Raw genomic sequence first — 16,297 nt, forward strand, 5'->3', positions numbered from 1 at the left:
CGGTCAGCGCACCAGGTCGAGGAGCATTTGCCGCACCCGGGCCCTCGATTCCGCATCGAGGCAGGTCAGGTCTTCCACGTGCAGCTGGTGGCTTTGCAAAAGCCGGCACAGGGAGTCGGCGGAAATCGAGATGGCGACCTGAGCGGAATCCGTCGCACCGGGCCAGTTCACCGGATTGTAGTGATGCTGCCGGGATAGATCGGGGTGTAAGAGAGCCATTCCCATAGAGCCTCCCGTCCTCAGTTGATTGCGTTTTCGGCGAGGGTGGCCGGGTATTGAGCCACCGGGAATACCGGCCAGTTCAGGTATTCGCTGAAGAAATCAGCCTGGCGAGTGGTGTCCAGAAGCACGGCAATGCAATCATCGGTGCTGCAGCAGCCGCTGGCGCTGTTAACACAGGGCTCGGCCAGCTGCAGGTTTTCGACTGCCGTGAACAGCACATAATCCGCCGCATTGTGCTCGCCCCGGTCCCGTAGGGCACGGCACACCAGAATGGCGGCCAGCGTCAGTTCCACATGCATGCAGTCCGGGTGCTCCGCCCGCGCCAGGCAGGCCAGGTCAAAGGCGCTGCCGGTGGCGGCAATCATCTTTTCGGCATCCTGGTTCTCGCAGAAGGTGAAGGCGTATTCCATCCAGAACAGCCATAACTCGTTCTGTTCATTGAGAGAAAGGCGGGAGAAGATCTGGCGATGGCGTGGGCAGAGAAATTTCATGGCGTCCTCCTTGTCTTGATGCAAATGATAATAGTTATCATTAAATAAATTGGCAAGGCTCGTGATGATTAATTTTTGTGCATGGAACAGGTTTGAGCCTGCCCGCCTTCCGGCGTAAAGTTTGTGCCTCTCTGCCAATCCAACGTCTGCATTCCTATGATCAAGCACCGACCGGTTCCCGCCAGCCTGGATGATCCGCTCTATTATCTGGAGAACATGGATATTCTGGTGGCCTGGGTAGCGAACCACCACGCGGACCTGTTAACGGAACAGGAGCGAAACCGGCTGGCGGCCTTCAGCGGCCTGGCCACCGGGCCCCGGGCGCTGCTGACCCGCATGGTAATGCGTACCGGAGAGCTGTTCCGGGCCGACAAGCTGCGTTATCCCGAACTGCCGGTGCCGGAATCGGAAGCACTCAGGACACTGGTGCAGGCGGGCTGGCTGGATCCCGCGCCGGAGCTAAGCGTGGACGACCTGTTCCGGCTGTTTACCCTGGCTGAATTACGGCCGGAGTTCGCCGATTGGTTGCAACAGCAGGGTCACCCGAAAACGCTGGGTAAGGCCCGGATGCGGGAGCTGCTGGCGGAACCGTTCAATGCACCAAGAGCCCTGGGGGCTTGGCTGCCTGGTGGCGGTGAGGCTTCGACTGTGGTCCGGTTGCAGGACATGGCCTTGTTCGATCGCATCCGCCTGATGTTCTTCGGCAATCTGCGCCAGAGCTGGACCGACTTTGTGCTGGTGGAACTGGGCGTTCAGCAGTTCGAGTCTGTGCCATTTACCCCGGCATCCCGGGCCTTCCAGCAGCGGGCCGAGGTGGATTGCTACCTGCAGATGCACCAATGCCGGGAACGGCTCGACAATGGCGAACCGGCGGTGGACGTCTGGCCCGATGTCCCGGGCCCTGTGGATAATCCCTGGCTTGCCAGCCGACGGGACCGTTTATTGCTGGAACTGGGCCGGCAGGCGGAGCGCCAGGGCGAACGGGAACTGGCACTTGAGGTCCTGGAAAACAGCGGTCACCGGGAAGCGCGGCTGAAACAGCTTCGCTTACTGGAACGGATGAAGCGTTTTGAGGAAGCCTGGGCCATAGCCTGTCAGTGGCGAACCAGTGCACTGAGCGACGCCGAAGCCCAGGGCCTCGCCCGGTTGCTGAAGCGGCTGGCGCCGAAGGTAGGGGCCGACCAGCCCGAGCCTGTGGATAACCCCCCACTGCAGGAATTCACCCTCACATTGCCGAAGCCGGACACGGGTACGGTGGAGCTGGCAGCGCTGCAGCATCTGGCCACGGATGACGCCCCGGTGTTCTATGTGGAAAACACCCTGATCAACGCCCTGTTCGGTCTGCTGTGCTGGCCGGTGATCTTCCAGCCCCTGCCCGGCGCCTTCTTCCATCCGTTCCATATTGGTCCGGCAGACCTGACCCGGGAAGACTTCGTTGCCCGTCGCCAGCAGGCGTTCGAGCGAAGGTTCCGTTTGCTGGGCACCGGCGCCTATCGCCGGGAAATACTCGACACCTTCAAGAACAAGCAGGGCATCGCCAATCCTTTCGTGTTCTGGCCGGTTTTGGATAAAGCTCTTTTGGAGCTGGCCCTGCACTGCATTCCCTCTGGCCACCTGGAGGCCCTGTTCCGACGCCTGCTCAACAACATCAAGGAACACCGCAGTGGCTTCCCGGACCTGATCCGTCTGGTGCCAGAAGCAGACCACCCGGAACAACGCTATGAAATGATTGAGGTGAAAGGCCCTGGCGACCGCCTGCAGGACCATCAGGTGCGCTGGTTGCAGTTCTTCGCCCGGCAAGGCATCCCGGCCAGCGTGTGCTATGTGCGCTGGCAGGATGATGAGGCCATTGTGTGAAAGTTGCTGTCCGGACCCTGTGTGAATTTGCCGCCCGCCACGGCGACCTGGATTTCCGCTACACCCCTGCACCCACCGCAGAGGAGGGCATAGCCGGCCATCAGGCCATCCAGTCAAAGCGTGGCTACGGCTACAAAAGCGAGTTTTCAGTGACCGGTCTCGTTCTCGGAATGGAGCTGTCCGGCCGGGCTGATGGTTACCATCCGCACAAGAACCGGCTGGAAGAAATCAAGACTCACCGGGGCGATGTGTCCCGCATCCGCCCTCACCAGCGGGCTTTGCACCGGGCCCAGTTACGGGCCTATGGCGCTTTGCTGTGCCGGCAGGAAAACCGCAAGAGCGTGGAACTGGCGCTGGTTTACTACGACATCGGCCGGGACAAGGAAATGGTGCTCACCGAAACCGCCAAAGCCGACGAGCTCTGGCAGGAACTGGAAACCCTGTGTGGTCTGTACAAAGCCTGGGCCGAGCAGGAAGAACACCATCGGGAACACCGGGACGCCCTGCTGGCCAACCTGCGCTTCCCCTTCCCGGATTTTCGTCCCCGGCAACGGCAGCTGGCGGAAACCGTGTACAAGAATTCGGTCAGAGCCGGCACCCTGCTGCTGGAAGCGCCTACCGGCCTGGGCAAGACCCTGGGTACCCTGTTCCCGGCCCTGATGGCAATGCCTGCCGCCAGGCAGGACCGGCTGTTCTACCTCACCTGCCGCAACACCGCCCGTCAGCTGGCGCTGGAAGCAGTGGGCAGGTTGCAACATGCCCGGGATGAATTGCAGCCCTGGCCTTTGCGAGTTCTGGAACTGGTATCGAAGGACGACGCCTGTGAACACCCGGACAAAGCCTGCCACGGCGATTCCTGCCCGCTGGCCAAGGGCTTTTTTGACCGCCTGCACGACGCCCGGGCCGAAGCGGTACAGAGCAAGGAGCCGTTAACCCAGGAGACATTGGCGAACATCGCCGCCGGTCACGATATTTGCCCCTACTTCCTGGCCCAGGAAATGGCCCGCTGGAGTGACCTGGTGATTGGCGATGTGAACCGGCTGTTCGATCAGTCTGCCCTGCTGCACGGCCTGATCCGCCAGAACCACTGGCAGGCCAGCGTGCTGGTGGACGAAGCCCACAACCTGGTAGACCGGGCCCGGGGCATGTACTCGGTGCAGCTGGAACAGCAGCGCTTGTTGAAGCTAAAAAAAACCGCCCCGAAACCGGTGAAAGCCGCCCTGGACCGCACCGCTCGGGCCTGGCAGGCGCTGATCCGGGATCACGGCGAACAGGCCCAGCCGGTGTTCCTGCCGATTCTGCCGTCGCAATTGCTGGGTGCCCTGCAGGCCATGGTCTCGGTGATCACCGACTACCTGGCCGACAACCCGCCGGACCTGGCCCTGCAGGAAGTGATGTTCGAAAGTGTGGCCTTCATGAAACTGGCAGACAGCTTTGGTGATCATTCCCTGTGCGAATTCCAGCGCAGCGGCCGCGGCCGGGCCAGCCTGACCATCCAGAATCTGATTCCGGCGGATTTCCTCATTGAGCGCTTCAAAGCCGCTCACTCGGTGCTGCTGTTCTCCGCAACCCTCAGCCCCGGCGTGTATTACCGGGATTTGCTTGGTTTGCCGGAAGACGCCCGCTTTACGTCCCTGCCCAGCCCTTTCAGCGCCGGACAACTGAAGGTTGAGTTCACACCCGGCATCAGCACCCGGCAGGTGCATCGTGAAGCCAGCCTGCAGCCCGTCGCCGAACTGATCGCCAAACAGTACCGGACACGGCCGGGCCACTACCTGGCGTTCTTCAGCAGCTTTAAATACGCTAAAGAGGTGAGCGATGCGTTGGCAAAACAGGCACCTGATATTCCCCAGCGTTCACAGCAACCGGGGATGAGTGCGGAGCAGCGTCGGCAGTTCCTGGCTGACTTTCGGAAGCCTGAAGGCAGCATCGCTTTCGCGGTACTCGGCGGCGTGTTCAGCGAAGGCATCGATCTGCCTGGTGACCAGCTGATTGGCGCCTTTGTGGCCACCCTGGGCCTGCCACCGTTTGATGCCTGGCATGAAATCCTCAAAGACCGTCTGCAACAACGATTTGGCGAAGGCTATAACTACACTTACCTGATCCCCGGCCTGCAGAAAGTGGCCCAGGCGGCTGGCCGGGTGATCCGCACTCCGGAAGACCGGGGGGTAATCTGGCTGATTGATGACCGCTTTCTGAAACGACCGGTGCGTGGCCTGTTGCCGACCTGGTGGTTCACCAACACCTGATTCAGAGAGCGTCAAATTGTCGCGATCGACGTCAGTTGTTACATGTCACTATGGAAAAACCTGTTCGCTTGCTTAGAATCCGTGGCCCTTAATGACAATCCCCCCGATGATCAAGGACACTGATTGCAAATGAACCCGACCGATCTTGTTTTCCAGAGCTATGGTCGCTGCTGCCGCAAGGATGAATTCTTTGTGGATTTCTACGACTTCTTTATGTCCAGCTCCGATGCCATCCGCAACCGGTTTCTGAACACGGATATGTCTGCTCAGCGCCATCTGCTGCGTAACGGTGTGATGCAGATCATTCTGGTTGCCCGGGGTATGTCCGACCGCAAATTGCGGGATCTGGGAGAAAGCCATAATCGCCACAATTACAATATTCAGCCTGAGTGGTACGACCTCTGGCAGGAGGCATTGCTGAAAACGGTCCGCGCTCACGATCCGGAATACACGCCCGAACTCCGAGAGGCGTGGCGTAGCGTGCTCAAGCCCGGTATCGACCTGATCCGCGGCGCCTACTGAGTTCATGGCAAGCTGACGGGCGGGATAGATTGGAAGCTATCTTGATTCCCGTCAGCCTGAACGTCACACTTCTGCTCTATACTTCCCCTGTCATACATCTTCTTCCCCTCAAGGACGACACATGGCCCACAAAAGCACCAACACCGCTCCCAAACTTTTTCTCGTTGTGCTGATCGTGGCCCTGATTGCCGTTGCAGCCTGGTACCTGATGCCGAAAGGCGATCAGGTGCCGGAGCATATTGGCTCTGGTAACGGTCGTATTGAAGCCACCGAAGTCGATATTGCCACCCGAATACCCGGGCGCCTGGAATCCTTCGAAGTTCGCGAGGGAGACATGGTTGAAGCCGGCATGTTGCTGGCTGTGATGGATACCGACGAACTTGAGGCCAGCCTGGCAGCGGCGCAAGCCAGTTTGCACCAGGCTGAGCAGAGCCGGCGACTGGCCGAGGCCGTGGTGGCCCAACGGGAAAGCGAGCGTCGGTATGCCCAAGCCGAACTGGCCCGTATTGAATCGCTGGCCGATCGGGGCCATGCCTCTCAGGAGCAGTTGGACCGCGCCCGTACCGCGGCGGAAACCGCCGAGGCGGCATTGCAGGCCGCCAGAGTACAAGTGGCGTCTGCCGATGCCAGTATCGAAGCTGCCAAAGCCAGTGCCCGCCGTATCCAGACCAATATCGATGACAGTCAGTTGACCACGCCGGTGGGTGGCCGGGTTCTGTATCGGCTGGCGGAGCCGGGCGAGGTGCTGGCCGCCGGTGGCAAGGTAGCCACGGTACTGGATGTCACCGATGTGTACATGACCATCTTCCTGCCCACAGCCCAGGCGGGCAAAGTCCGGGTTGGCTCTGAAGCCCGGATCGTTCTTGATGCCCTGCCGGACTATGTGGTGCCAGCGGAAGTCAGCTTCGTCGCCGCCGAAGCCCAGTTCACGCCGAAGTCAGTGGAAACCCGCAGCGAGCGGGAGAAGCTGATGTTCCGGGTTCGTATCCGGATTGATCCGGAGTTGCTCAAAGCCTATCGGGACCGGGTGAAAACCGGCGTACCCGGCGAAGCCTACGTAAGACTGGATGAGGGCCAGTCCTGGCCCGAGAGCCTGAAAGTGGCTTTGCCCAATGACTGAGACCGTGGCCCGGCTGGAAGGAGTCAGCCATCGCTACGGGGAAACCGATGCGCTGTCTGAACTATCCCTGACGTTTCCATCTGGCTGCATGGTTGGGCTGATCGGCCCGGACGGGGTGGGCAAATCCACACTGTTGGGCCTGCTTGCCGGTGCCCGTGAGTTGCAGACCGGCGAGTTGCAGGTGCTTGGCGGCGATATGCGCAGCCAGCGGTTTCGTAACCGGGTCGCCCCCCGCATTGCCTATATGCCCCAGGGACTGGGCGGTAATCTCTACCATACGCTGACGGTGGACGAGAACATCGCCTTCTTCGCCGATCTGTTTGGTTTGCGAGGCCCCTCAAGGAAGGATCAGATTGACCGCTTGCTGGAAGCTACTGGGTTGTTGTCCTTCCGGGACCGTCCCGCCGGCAAGCTGTCCGGCGGTATGAAACAGAAGCTGGGGCTGTGCTGTGCCCTTATCCACAGCCCCGATCTGCTGATTCTGGATGAACCCACCACCGGCGTGGACCCGCTCTCCCGCAAGCGTTTCTGGGATCTGATCGATACCATTCGCCGGCAACGCAGCGGTATGAGCGTGTTGGTGGCCACGGCCTACATGGAAGAAGCCGAACGTTACGACTGGCTGGTGGCCATGGACGAGGGCAAGGTACTGGCCACAGGCTCACCGGCAGAACTCCGTGAGCAGACCAATACCGAGACGCTGGACGATGCCTTCATCGCGCTGTTACCCGAAAACCGGCAGGTGCAGGAAAGCGGCGATACGGCTAATGCTGCGCAGCGAGGGCCAACCGGGGAAAATCAAACGCCGGCCATTGAGGCTGAGCATCTGACCCTGCGGTTTGGCAGCTTTACGGCGGTTCGTAACGTCAGCTTTTCCATCCCGAAAGGCGAGATCTTCGGTTTTCTGGGATCCAACGGTTGTGGCAAGACCACCACCATGAAAATGCTCACCGGATTGCTGACCCCAACAGAAGGCGAAGTCCGGCTGTTCGGTGAACCACTGGATGCCAAAGACCTGGCCACCCGGCAGAAGGTGGGCTACATGTCCCAGGCCTTCTCGCTCTATGGCGAGCTCACCGTGCGCCAGAATCTGGATCTGCATGCCCGGCTGTTTCACCTGCCGGACACCAGAATCCCGGAGCGTATTTCGGTGCTGGTTCGGGAGTTCGGTCTTGAAGATGTACTGGACCAGCGAGCAGGCGCCCTGCCACTTGGGGTTCGCCAGCGGCTGTCACTGGCCGTGGCCGTGGTGCACGAGCCCGAATTGCTGATCCTGGATGAACCTACCTCAGGCGTCGACCCGGGGGCCCGCAACCGGTTCTGGCAATTGTTGATGCGCCTGTCGCGGGAAGATGGCGTGACCATTTTTATCTCCACCCATTTCATGAACGAGGGTGAGCGCTGCGACCGGATTTCGCTCATGCACGCGGGCGAAGTATTGGCTTGCGATACGCCCGATCGACTGGTTGAAGCCTCCGGCACCGACAGCCTGGAAGGCGCGTTCATGAAAACCCTGGAAGCGGTGGATAAAGAGCCGGAGACCGGCGCCGACCAACTGGCTCTGGAGCCCGCCAGTCATGGTGACCGGCCGACCGTGTTCAGTCCCCGGCGCTTGCTGGCGTACGCCACTCGGGAAGCGAGGGAACTGTTGCGGGACCCCATTCGAATGGCCTTCGCCTTTATCGGTTCCGCGTTGTTGATGCTGATCCTGGGTTACGGCATTACCCTGGATGTCGAAGACCTGTCGTTCGCCGTGCTGGATCGGGACCAGACACCCCAGAGCCGGGATTACATTGCGGCGGTGTCCGGCTCCCGGTATTTCCTGCAACAACCGGAATTGCAGAATATCCAGGAGCTGGAGCAACGCATGCGCTCCGGCGAGCTGAGTCTGGCGATTGAGATTCCGCCGGGCTTCGGCAAAGACCTGAAACGGGGGCGACCGACCGAAATGGCGGTTTGGGTGGATGGTGCCATGCCTTTCCGGGGCGAGACCATCCTGGGTTACGTTGAAGGCATGCACATCAGTTACCTGACGGAGCTGGCCCAGCGCACTCTGGGCGTGGTACCCACGCTGACACTGGTCACGCTGGAGGACCGGTATCGCTACAACCAGGACTTCCGGAGCCTGGATGCGATGGTGCCAGCGGTTATCCCCATTCTGCTGATCTTCATCCCCGCCATTCTGATGGCCCTGGGCATCGTTCGGGAAAAGGAATTGGGCTCCATCACCAATCTGTACGTCACTCCGGTCACCCGGGTGGAGTTCTTGCTGGGCAAACAGCTGCCCTACATCGCGTTCAGCATGATCAGCTACGTGAGCCTGGTCTTGCTGGCGGTGTACGTGTTTGATGTCGAGATCAAAGGCAGCCTGCTGACGCTCACCTTCGGCGCCCTGCTCTTTGTGACCGCCACCACGGCCTTGGGTCAGGTGATGTCGACCTTTGCCTCGACCCAGATTGCCGCCCTGGCGGCCACTGCGATTCTCACCATACTCCCCACTGTACAGTTTTCCGGCCTGACCGAACCGGTGTCGTCCCTGAGCGGCGCCGGCGCATTGATCGGTCCGGTCTGGCCGGCGACCTGGTTCCTGCAGATCAGCCGTGGCGTCTTTACCAAAGGCCTGTCGCTGGCGGATATGCAGGGCGCGTTCCTGGCCCTGGCGGCGTTCGTTCCGGTGCTGACCGTAATGGCGGTGGCGTTGCTCAGAAAACAGGGGCGCTGACATGAATTCCTTACGCAACATCTGGCACCTCGGCATCAAGGAACTGCGCAGTCTGTGGCAGGACAAGGCATTGATGGTGTTTGTGCTGGTGGCATTTACGGTGATGATCTACACCGCAGGTTCCGCCGGCTCCATGGAGCTTCACAACGCACCGATCGCCGTGGTGGACGAAGACCAGACGGTGTTGTCTGGCCGCATCATCAATTCGCTCCAGCAGCCATGGTTCCTGACGCCGGATCTGGTGGCCTACGGCGACATCGACGACCTGCTGGACAAGGGCAGCCATACCTTTGCCCTGGTGATCCCCGAAGGCTTTGAGCGGGATGTCCGGCAGGGCAACCCGGTGGCGTTGCAGCTGAACATCGACGCCACCCGCATGAGCCAGGCCTTTATTGGCACCAATTACATTCAGCGCTTTGCGATGGCGGAAGTGACGGAGTTCCTGCAACCGGGTAGCTCTGCCAGCACCGGGCTACCGATCGAGCTGGTCACCCGGGTGAGTTACAACCCCAACCTGGACGGAACCTGGTTTGGCGGTGTCATGGAGCTCATCACCCAGGTGACCCTGATCAGCATCATTCTTACCGGGGCAGCACTGATCCGGGAGCGGGAGCACGGCACCGTGGAGCATCTGATGGTGATGCCATTGCGGCCTTTCGAAATCATGGCGTCCAAGGTGTGGGCCAATGGTCTGGTAGTGTTACTGGCCGCGGCGCTGTCGGTAACGCTGGTGATCCAGGGCTGGCTACAGGTACCGGTGGCAGGGTCGGTGTTGCTGTTTCTGCTCGGCGCCCTGATTCACCTGTTTTCCACCACCGCGATCGGCATTCTGATCGGCACCGTGGCCCGAACCATGCCCCAGTTTGGCCTGCTGCTGATTCTCACCATCCTGCCTTTGCAGCTGCTGTCGGGCGGTATCACGCCCCGGGAAAGCATGCCCCAGCTGGTGCAGGATCTGATGCTGGCGGCGCCCACCACCCACTTTGTCAGCATGGCCCAGGCGACTCTGTACCGGGGTGCGGGGCTGGAGGTGGTGTGGCCACAGATGCTGGCTCTGATGGCCATTGGCGGGGTGTTCTTCACGGCGGCGTTGTTGCTCTTCCGTCGCCATCTCTCGGTGTAAGTCAGTAAGCCACCACCCAACCGGGGTGGTGGCGGTCGACGCTTAGCCGAATTCGAAGAACGCCAGCTTGTTGCCATCCGGGTCGCGCACATAGGCGCCGTAGAACATGTCCGGAATGCGCTGCCCCGGTTCGCCATCGCAGGTGGCGCCCAGTTCAATGGCCTTGTGGTAAAACTTATCCACGGCTTCTTTGGAGCCCGCCGGAATGGCCACCATGTTGCCGTTGCCGGGATGGTTGGGTTCACCGTTGAACGGGGTGCAGACGGCCAGCATGGGGGCTCCCATGCTTTTGCCAATAAACGCAATTCGCTCCATGTCCATCAGCACCTTGGCGCCCAGATCTGCCAGCAACTCCGTGTAGAACTGCTTGGCCCGGCCCATATCGCTGACTCCGAGTGTGACGTATCCGATCATATTCGACTCCTTGGTTGGTTAGCGCTGGGTATACGAGCGCCAGGGTGTTTTAGAGCTTAACACCTGTTTGACGATCTTTGCCTGTGGCTTTGCTATGGTTGGTTCACGACTGTTCTTTGGGAGTTTGTCATGAAGACTGGATTGGCTGTAATCGCGTTACTGTTTCTGATGACGGGCTGCACCGGTGTGCCCAAGGGCATTGAACCAGTGACCGGTTTTGACCAGCAGCGCTACCTGGGCACCTGGTACGAGATCGCCCGGTTGGATCACTCGTTCGAAGAGGGCCTGAGCCAGGTTACCGCCGAATACAGTCTAAACAATGACGACAGTATCAAAGTGGTCAACCGGGGCTACAACGCCGAAGCCGGTGAATGGAAAGAAGCCGAAGGCCGTGCGGTATTTGTGGGCGACAGTAATATCGGCCACCTGAAAGTATCGTTCTTTGGACCTTTCTATGCGTCCTACGTGGTGTTCGAGCTGGATGACCAATACACCACCGCGTATATCACCGGGTATGACCGGGATTACCTGTGGCTGATGTCGCGCACGCCGGAGGTGAGCGATGAGGTGCTGGAGGCGTTCAGAGCACGGGCTGAAGCTAAGGGTTTTGAGCTGGAAGAATTAATACTTGTCGAACACGGGGAAGACTAGACAAAAGCGGGAAAGTGGTCGGCGTGGCAGGATTCGAACCTGCGACCCCTTCGTCCCGAACGAAGTGCGCTACCAAGCTGCGCCACACGCCGATCAACGGCCGGTATTATACGCATTGGCGGCGGTTTTGCTACCCCTTCCCCGGGCTGGAATTCAAAAATTCTGTTGTGGATTGTCCGGATCGGTGGCTAGCAGAAGCCTCGCCCTGGCAGTGGTAAACCCGGTTGAATGGGCGTATAACAGCGGCGTGGATGTCGCCTTGCCTTGTAAGGCGTTGTGACTGGCCTGTGTCCGGACATCGGAGCCCCCTGCCCTGTGAACATTATCCCCATTGTTCAGATCCTCGGTTTTCTGCTCATCCTGCTCAGTTTCCTAATGACCCTTCCGGTTAACCTGCTGGTATTCGGTGATACGCCGGATTGGCTGGCGTTCGTGAAATCCTCGGTGGTCTGTTTCGGCATTGGTGCCGCGGCTCTGGCTTTGGCGGGGCGGCAGAAACACGCCTTGAGGCAACAACAAATGTTCATGCTGACGGTGTTGGCGTGGGTTGTGATTCCGCTGTTCTCCAGTTTGCCGCTGCTGCTGAGCGACATGAAGCTGAGCATGACCGATGCCTTCTTTGAAAGCATTTCCGGCGTGACCACCACCGGTTCCACCGTGCTCACCGGCCTGGATCATCTTCCGGACGACATTTTGCTCTGGCGTTCGATTATGCAATGGATGGGCGGTATCGGGATCATCGGTATGGCCGTTGCCATCCTGCCGTTTCTCCGGATTGGCGGTATGCGGCTGTTTGCCACCGAATCGTCCGAATGGAACGAGAAAGCGGTGCCCCGCACCAACCATCTGGCCCGCAGTCTGGTACTCATCTATCTGGGCTTGACGCTCGGTTGCGTGCTCACCTACTGGCTGCTGGGGATGAGTTTCTTTCAGGCACTGAATCACGCGTTGACCACGGTATCGACCGGCGGCTATTCCACTTCAGACAGCTCCATGGGGCAGTTTGATTCGCCGTCCATTCTCCTGGCGTCGACGGTATTCATGGCGATGGGCGCCATGCCGTTCTTTCTGTTTGTCCGGTTTATTCACGGGCAGCGCCAGCCCCTGATTCGGGATCAGCAGGTGCGTTTCTTCCTCCGGTTCCTGGTGATTGTCGCTGCGTTGCTGACCATTTACCGGGTTCTGAGGGAACCGGTAGATCCGTTTGAGACCTTTGTTTCAGCGCTGTTCAATGTTACGTCGGTGGTGACCACCACGGGCTATGCTTCTACCGACTATTCCTTGTGGGGCCCGTTTGCGGTGGTGGTGTTTCTGTTCATCACCTTTGTTGGCGGCTGTTCCGGGTCCACGTCCGGTGGCATGAAAATCTTCCGGTTTCAGCTGTCCATGCTGTTGCTCAGGGAGCAGGTACGTCGTTTGCTGCACCCTCACGCGGTGTTTGCCCGCAACTACAACGGGCGGGTGATTGGTGACGATATCGTGGCCTCCAGTGTCGCCTTCTCTTTCATCTTTCTGGCGACGCTGGCGCTGGTGACGGCGATTCTGGGTGCATTGGGACTGGATCTGGTGACCAGCCTTTCCGGAGCGGCTACGGCTTTGACGAATGTCGGGCCAGGACTGGGCGATACCATCGGTCCTGCAGGCAATTTCCAGACGTTGCCGGATGCGGCCAAATGGGTCCTGATGGGCGCCATGATTCTGGGCCGGTTGGAACTGTTGAGTGTGATTGTGATGTTGTCGCCGGACTTCTGGCGCAGCTGAGTGGAAAAGCAGGACAGGCAGGCCGCTGGTTTATCGTGAACCAGCGGCCTGTGTGCCTCAGCCTGCTGTGGGCAGCAGGGAGATGTCGGCAACCCGCAGGAACAGGTTGCGCAGGCGGTTCAACAGTGCCAGACGATTGTTGCGCACGGCTTCGTCGTCGGCCATCACCATCACTTCATCAAAGAAGGTGTCTACCGGCTCACGCAGGCTGGCCAGCGACGTCAGCGCACTGGCGTAGTCACCCTGCTCGAACATCGGCAGTACTTTCTGTGCCTGCTCTTCCACCTTCGCGGCCAGGGTCTTCTCGGCAGCGTCCTGCAACAGTGTGTTGTCTACGGTCTCGCCGATGCTGTCACCACCCTGTTTGGTGAGGATGTTGGAAACCCGCTTGTTGGCGCCTGCCAGAGCCTGGGCTTCCGGCAGCTGGCGGAAGGCTTCCACGGCTTTTACCCGGCGATCGAAGTCCAGCGGGCGGGTTGGGCGGCGGGCGTGCACAGCCAGGTACACTTCGGCGCCGATGCCCTGCTCATCATAGTGGGCACGGAAACGCTCCAGCATGTAGTCCACCACTGTGCTGGCGGTGTTCTTCTCGGTCAGCACGGTAAAGTTCTGTTCCGCCCACTCGCACACCGTCTGCAGGTCCAGCGGCAGTTCACGTTCGATGATGATGCGCAGCACACCGAGAGAAGCACGGCGCAGGGCAAACGGGTCCCGGGTACCGGACGGCGGCTGGTTGATGCCGAACAGGCCGACCAGGGAATCGATGCGGTCAGCAATGGCCACCGCACAACCGGTCAGGGTGGTGGGCAGGTCGTCGCCGGCAAAGCGCGGCATGTACTGCTCGTTCAGGGCCTTGGCGACATCGGCATGTTCGCCGTCATTGGCCGCGTAGTACTGACCCATAATGCCCTGCAGGTCGGTGAACTCCAGCACCATTTCGGTGACCAGATCGGTCTTGGCGAGCATGGCAGCACGCTCGGCCAGGGCCGGGTCGCTGTTGATGGCTTCGGCAATCTTTTTGGCCAGGGCTGCTACCCGTACAGATTTGTCGTAGATGCTGCCCAGCTTGTCCTGGAACACGATGGGCTTGAGTACCTCGACGCGGTCTTCCAGTCTGGTCTTGCGGTCGGTGTCGTAGAAGAAGGCGGCGTCGGACAGGCGCGGGCGAATCACTTTCTCGTTACCGGAAATCACCTGGGCCGGGTCTTTACTCTCCAGGTTGGCCACGGTGATAAACAGCGGCAGCATCTTCCCGCCGGTATCCACCACGTGGAAGTACTTCTGATGTTCCTTCATGGAGGAGATCAGGGCTTCGGCGGGTACATCCAGGAAGCGCTCCTCGAAGCGCCCCATCAAGGGTACCGGCCATTCGTTCAAGGCAGTCACTTCGTCCAGCAGGTCTTCGTCGATTACGGCCTTGCCGCCGGCTTCTTTCTCTGCCAGCGCGGCCACGCCGGCGCGGATCTGCTCACGACGCTCGGCGAAGTCTGCCAGTACGTAGCCTTCCTGCTTGAGCACCACTTCGTAGTCGGCCGGGGTGGGCACAATCAGCTCTTTCGGGCAGTGAAACCGGTGGCCACGGGTCTTGTTGCCGGGCTTGAGGTTCATCACCGGTGCTTCAATCACCTTGTTGCCGTACAACAGAATGAGCCAGTGTACCGGGCGCACGAATTCCGTCTTCCAGGCACCCCAGCGCATACGCTTGGGAATGGGCAGGGCGGCCAGGGATTTCTCGACCAGATCCGGCATCAGTTCTACGGTGGGCTTGCCCTTCTCAACGGTACGGTACACCAGCCAGGCACCCTTGTCGGTCTCCATGGTGTCGAGCTGATCCGGGGTAATCCCGAGGGAGGTGGCGAAGCCGGTCAACGCCCGGGTCGGGTTACCGGAATCATCAAACGCTGCTTTCACGGCCGGGCCGCGCTTTTCGACCGATTTGTCCGGCTGGGCATCGGCCAGGTCCCGGATCCGTACCGCCAGACGACGGGGTGCTGCGAAGCTTTCCACTTCGCCAAAGGCCACGCCGGCTTCTTCCAGGCCTTTGACAATGCCCTGGGTGAAGGCGTCAGACAGCGGCTTGAGAGCTTTTGGAGGCAGCTCCTCGGTGCCCAGTTCGACCAGAAAATCCTGAGTTGCCATGATTATGCGTTCCCCTGTTCCTGCGGTGCCTTGTTGGCTTTCTTGCCCTTTTTACTGGCCTTGGCGTCGGCGGCTTCAGCGGCGGCCAGCACTTCCTTGCGGAGGTTTTCCGGGGCCAGCGGGAAGCCCAGCTTGCGACGGCTCTCGAAGTAGGCCTGGGCCACGGAGCGAGCCAGGGTACGTACACGCAGGATGAAACGCTGGCGCTCTGTCACGGAGATGGCGTGACGGGCGTCCAGCAGGTTGAATGTGTGGGAGGCCTTGAGCACCTGCTCATAGGCCGGCAGTGGCAGGCCGGCGTCGATCAGGCGGGCGCTTTCCCGCTCATAGACATCGAAGCTGTGGAACAGGAACTCGGTGTCGGCATGTTCGAAGTTGTAGGTGGACATCTCCACCTCTTGCTGATGGAACACATCGCCGTAGGTAACCACGCCATCCGGGCCATTGGTCCAGACCAGGTCATACACGCTGTCCACACCCTGCAGGTACATGGCGATACGCTCAAGGCCGTAGGTCAGCTCGCCGGTGACCGGATAGCATTCCAGGCCGCCTACCTGCTGGAAGTAAGTGAACTGGGTCACTTCCATACCGTTCAGCCAGATTTCCCAGCCCAGGCCCCAGGCGCCCAGGGTCGGCGATTCCCAGTTGTCTTCGACAAAGCGGATGTCGTGCACCAACGGGTCCAGGCCCAGCGCGCGCAGAGAATCCAGGTACAGCTCCTGAATGTTGTCCGGAGACGGCTTCAGAACCACCTGGAACTGGTAGTAGTGCTGCAGGCGGTTGGGGTTCTCGCCGTAACGGCCGTCGGTGGGGCGGCGGCTGGGCTGGACGTAGGCGGAGTTCCAGGTTTCCGGACCAATGGATCGCAGGAAGGTGGCCGGGTGGAAGGTACCGGCGCCCACTTCCATGTCCAGGGGCTGGAGAACCACGCAGCCGTGCTGCGCCCAGAAATTCTGCAATGCCAGGATCAGACCCTGGAAGGTCTTGATGTCCGGCGCGGAGTTGTTGGTTGCCTTGTCTGTCACG

Annotated in this window: 13 protein-coding genes and 1 tRNA gene; 8 read left to right on the forward strand and 6 right to left on the reverse strand. The window is 60.2% G+C overall.

The window, feature by feature from the left end; all coding sequences use genetic code 11:
- Positions 1-3: 3 nt before the first annotated feature.
- Positions 4-219 carry a hypothetical protein gene (locus MARHY_RS00065; RefSeq protein WP_158011860.1) on the reverse strand — a complete coding sequence of 72 codons (216 nt, stop codon included), beginning with the start codon at positions 217-219 and terminating at the stop codon, positions 4-6.
- Positions 220-239: 20 nt separating this feature from the next.
- Positions 240-713, reverse strand: a complete 474-nt coding sequence (locus MARHY_RS00070) for a hypothetical protein (protein WP_014420008.1) — start codon at positions 711-713, stop codon at positions 240-242.
- A 156-nt stretch (positions 714-869) separates the two neighbouring features.
- Between MARHY_RS00070 and MARHY_RS00075 the strand changes: the two genes are divergently transcribed.
- The 6 genes from MARHY_RS00075 (at position 870) to MARHY_RS00100 (ending at position 10,306) form a co-directional block, all read left to right on the forward strand.
- Positions 870-2,570, forward strand: coding sequence for a VRR-NUC domain-containing protein (locus MARHY_RS00075; protein WP_041654401.1), 1,701 nt, complete (start codon positions 870-872; stop codon positions 2,568-2,570).
- Complete coding sequence (locus tag MARHY_RS00080; RefSeq protein ID WP_014420010.1) at positions 2,567-4,819, forward strand: ATP-dependent DNA helicase; 2,253 nt, start codon at positions 2,567-2,569, stop codon at positions 4,817-4,819. Before MARHY_RS00075 ends, MARHY_RS00080 begins: the two co-directional genes overlap by 4 nt.
- A gap of 129 nt (positions 4,820-4,948) precedes the next feature.
- Positions 4,949-5,341: a globin domain-containing protein gene (locus MARHY_RS00085; protein WP_011783597.1), complete on the forward strand. Its 393-nt coding sequence runs from the start codon at positions 4,949-4,951 to the stop codon at positions 5,339-5,341.
- A 121-nt stretch (positions 5,342-5,462) separates the two neighbouring features.
- Positions 5,463-6,461, forward strand: a complete 999-nt coding sequence (locus MARHY_RS00090) for an HlyD family secretion protein (protein ID WP_014420012.1) — start codon at positions 5,463-5,465, stop codon at positions 6,459-6,461.
- On the forward strand, positions 6,454-9,183 hold the full coding sequence (gene rbbA, locus MARHY_RS00095) for a ribosome-associated ATPase/putative transporter RbbA (RefSeq protein ID WP_014420013.1): 2,730 nt from the start codon (positions 6,454-6,456) through the stop codon (positions 9,181-9,183). Before MARHY_RS00090 ends, rbbA begins: the two co-directional genes overlap by 8 nt.
- A 1-nt stretch (position 9,184) precedes the next feature.
- On the forward strand, positions 9,185-10,306 hold the full coding sequence (locus MARHY_RS00100) for an ABC transporter permease (protein ID WP_014420014.1): 1,122 nt from the start codon (positions 9,185-9,187) through the stop codon (positions 10,304-10,306).
- A 42-nt stretch (positions 10,307-10,348) separates the two neighbouring features.
- On the opposite strand, the gene MARHY_RS00105 is transcribed toward MARHY_RS00100, so the two are convergent.
- Positions 10,349-10,720, reverse strand: coding sequence for a VOC family protein (locus MARHY_RS00105; RefSeq protein WP_014420015.1), 372 nt, complete (start codon positions 10,718-10,720; stop codon positions 10,349-10,351).
- A gap of 129 nt (positions 10,721-10,849) precedes the next feature.
- Between MARHY_RS00105 and MARHY_RS00110 the strand changes: the two genes are divergently transcribed.
- Positions 10,850-11,371 carry a lipocalin family protein gene (locus MARHY_RS00110; RefSeq protein WP_014420016.1) on the forward strand — a complete coding sequence of 174 codons (522 nt, stop codon included), beginning with the start codon at positions 10,850-10,852 and terminating at the stop codon, positions 11,369-11,371.
- A 15-nt stretch (positions 11,372-11,386) separates the two neighbouring features.
- On the opposite strand, the gene MARHY_RS00115 is transcribed toward MARHY_RS00110, so the two are convergent.
- Positions 11,387-11,463, reverse strand: a tRNA-Pro gene (locus MARHY_RS00115).
- A 223-nt stretch (positions 11,464-11,686) separates the two neighbouring features.
- Between MARHY_RS00115 and MARHY_RS00120 the strand changes: the two genes are divergently transcribed.
- Complete coding sequence (locus MARHY_RS00120; protein WP_193364630.1) at positions 11,687-13,132, forward strand: TrkH family potassium uptake protein; 1,446 nt, start codon at positions 11,687-11,689, stop codon at positions 13,130-13,132.
- A 57-nt stretch (positions 13,133-13,189) separates the two neighbouring features.
- Here MARHY_RS00120 and glyS read toward each other — a convergent pair whose 3' ends face one another.
- Both glyS and glyQ read right to left on the reverse strand, forming a co-directional pair.
- The gene (glyS, locus tag MARHY_RS00125) at positions 13,190-15,271 is read right to left on the reverse strand and encodes a glycine--tRNA ligase subunit beta (RefSeq protein ID WP_014420018.1); all 2,082 of its coding nucleotides are present in this window, start codon (positions 15,269-15,271) and stop codon (positions 13,190-13,192) included.
- A gap of 2 nt (positions 15,272-15,273) precedes the next feature.
- Positions 15,274-16,296 carry a glycine--tRNA ligase subunit alpha gene (gene glyQ / locus MARHY_RS00130; RefSeq protein WP_041655309.1) on the reverse strand — a complete coding sequence of 341 codons (1,023 nt, stop codon included), beginning with the start codon at positions 16,294-16,296 and terminating at the stop codon, positions 15,274-15,276.
- Position 16,297 lies beyond the last annotated feature (1 nt).

It is taken from the genome of Marinobacter nauticus ATCC 49840 (assembly GCF_000284615.1).
In the GTDB taxonomy this organism is placed as follows: domain Bacteria; phylum Pseudomonadota; class Gammaproteobacteria; order Pseudomonadales; family Oleiphilaceae; genus Marinobacter; species Marinobacter nauticus.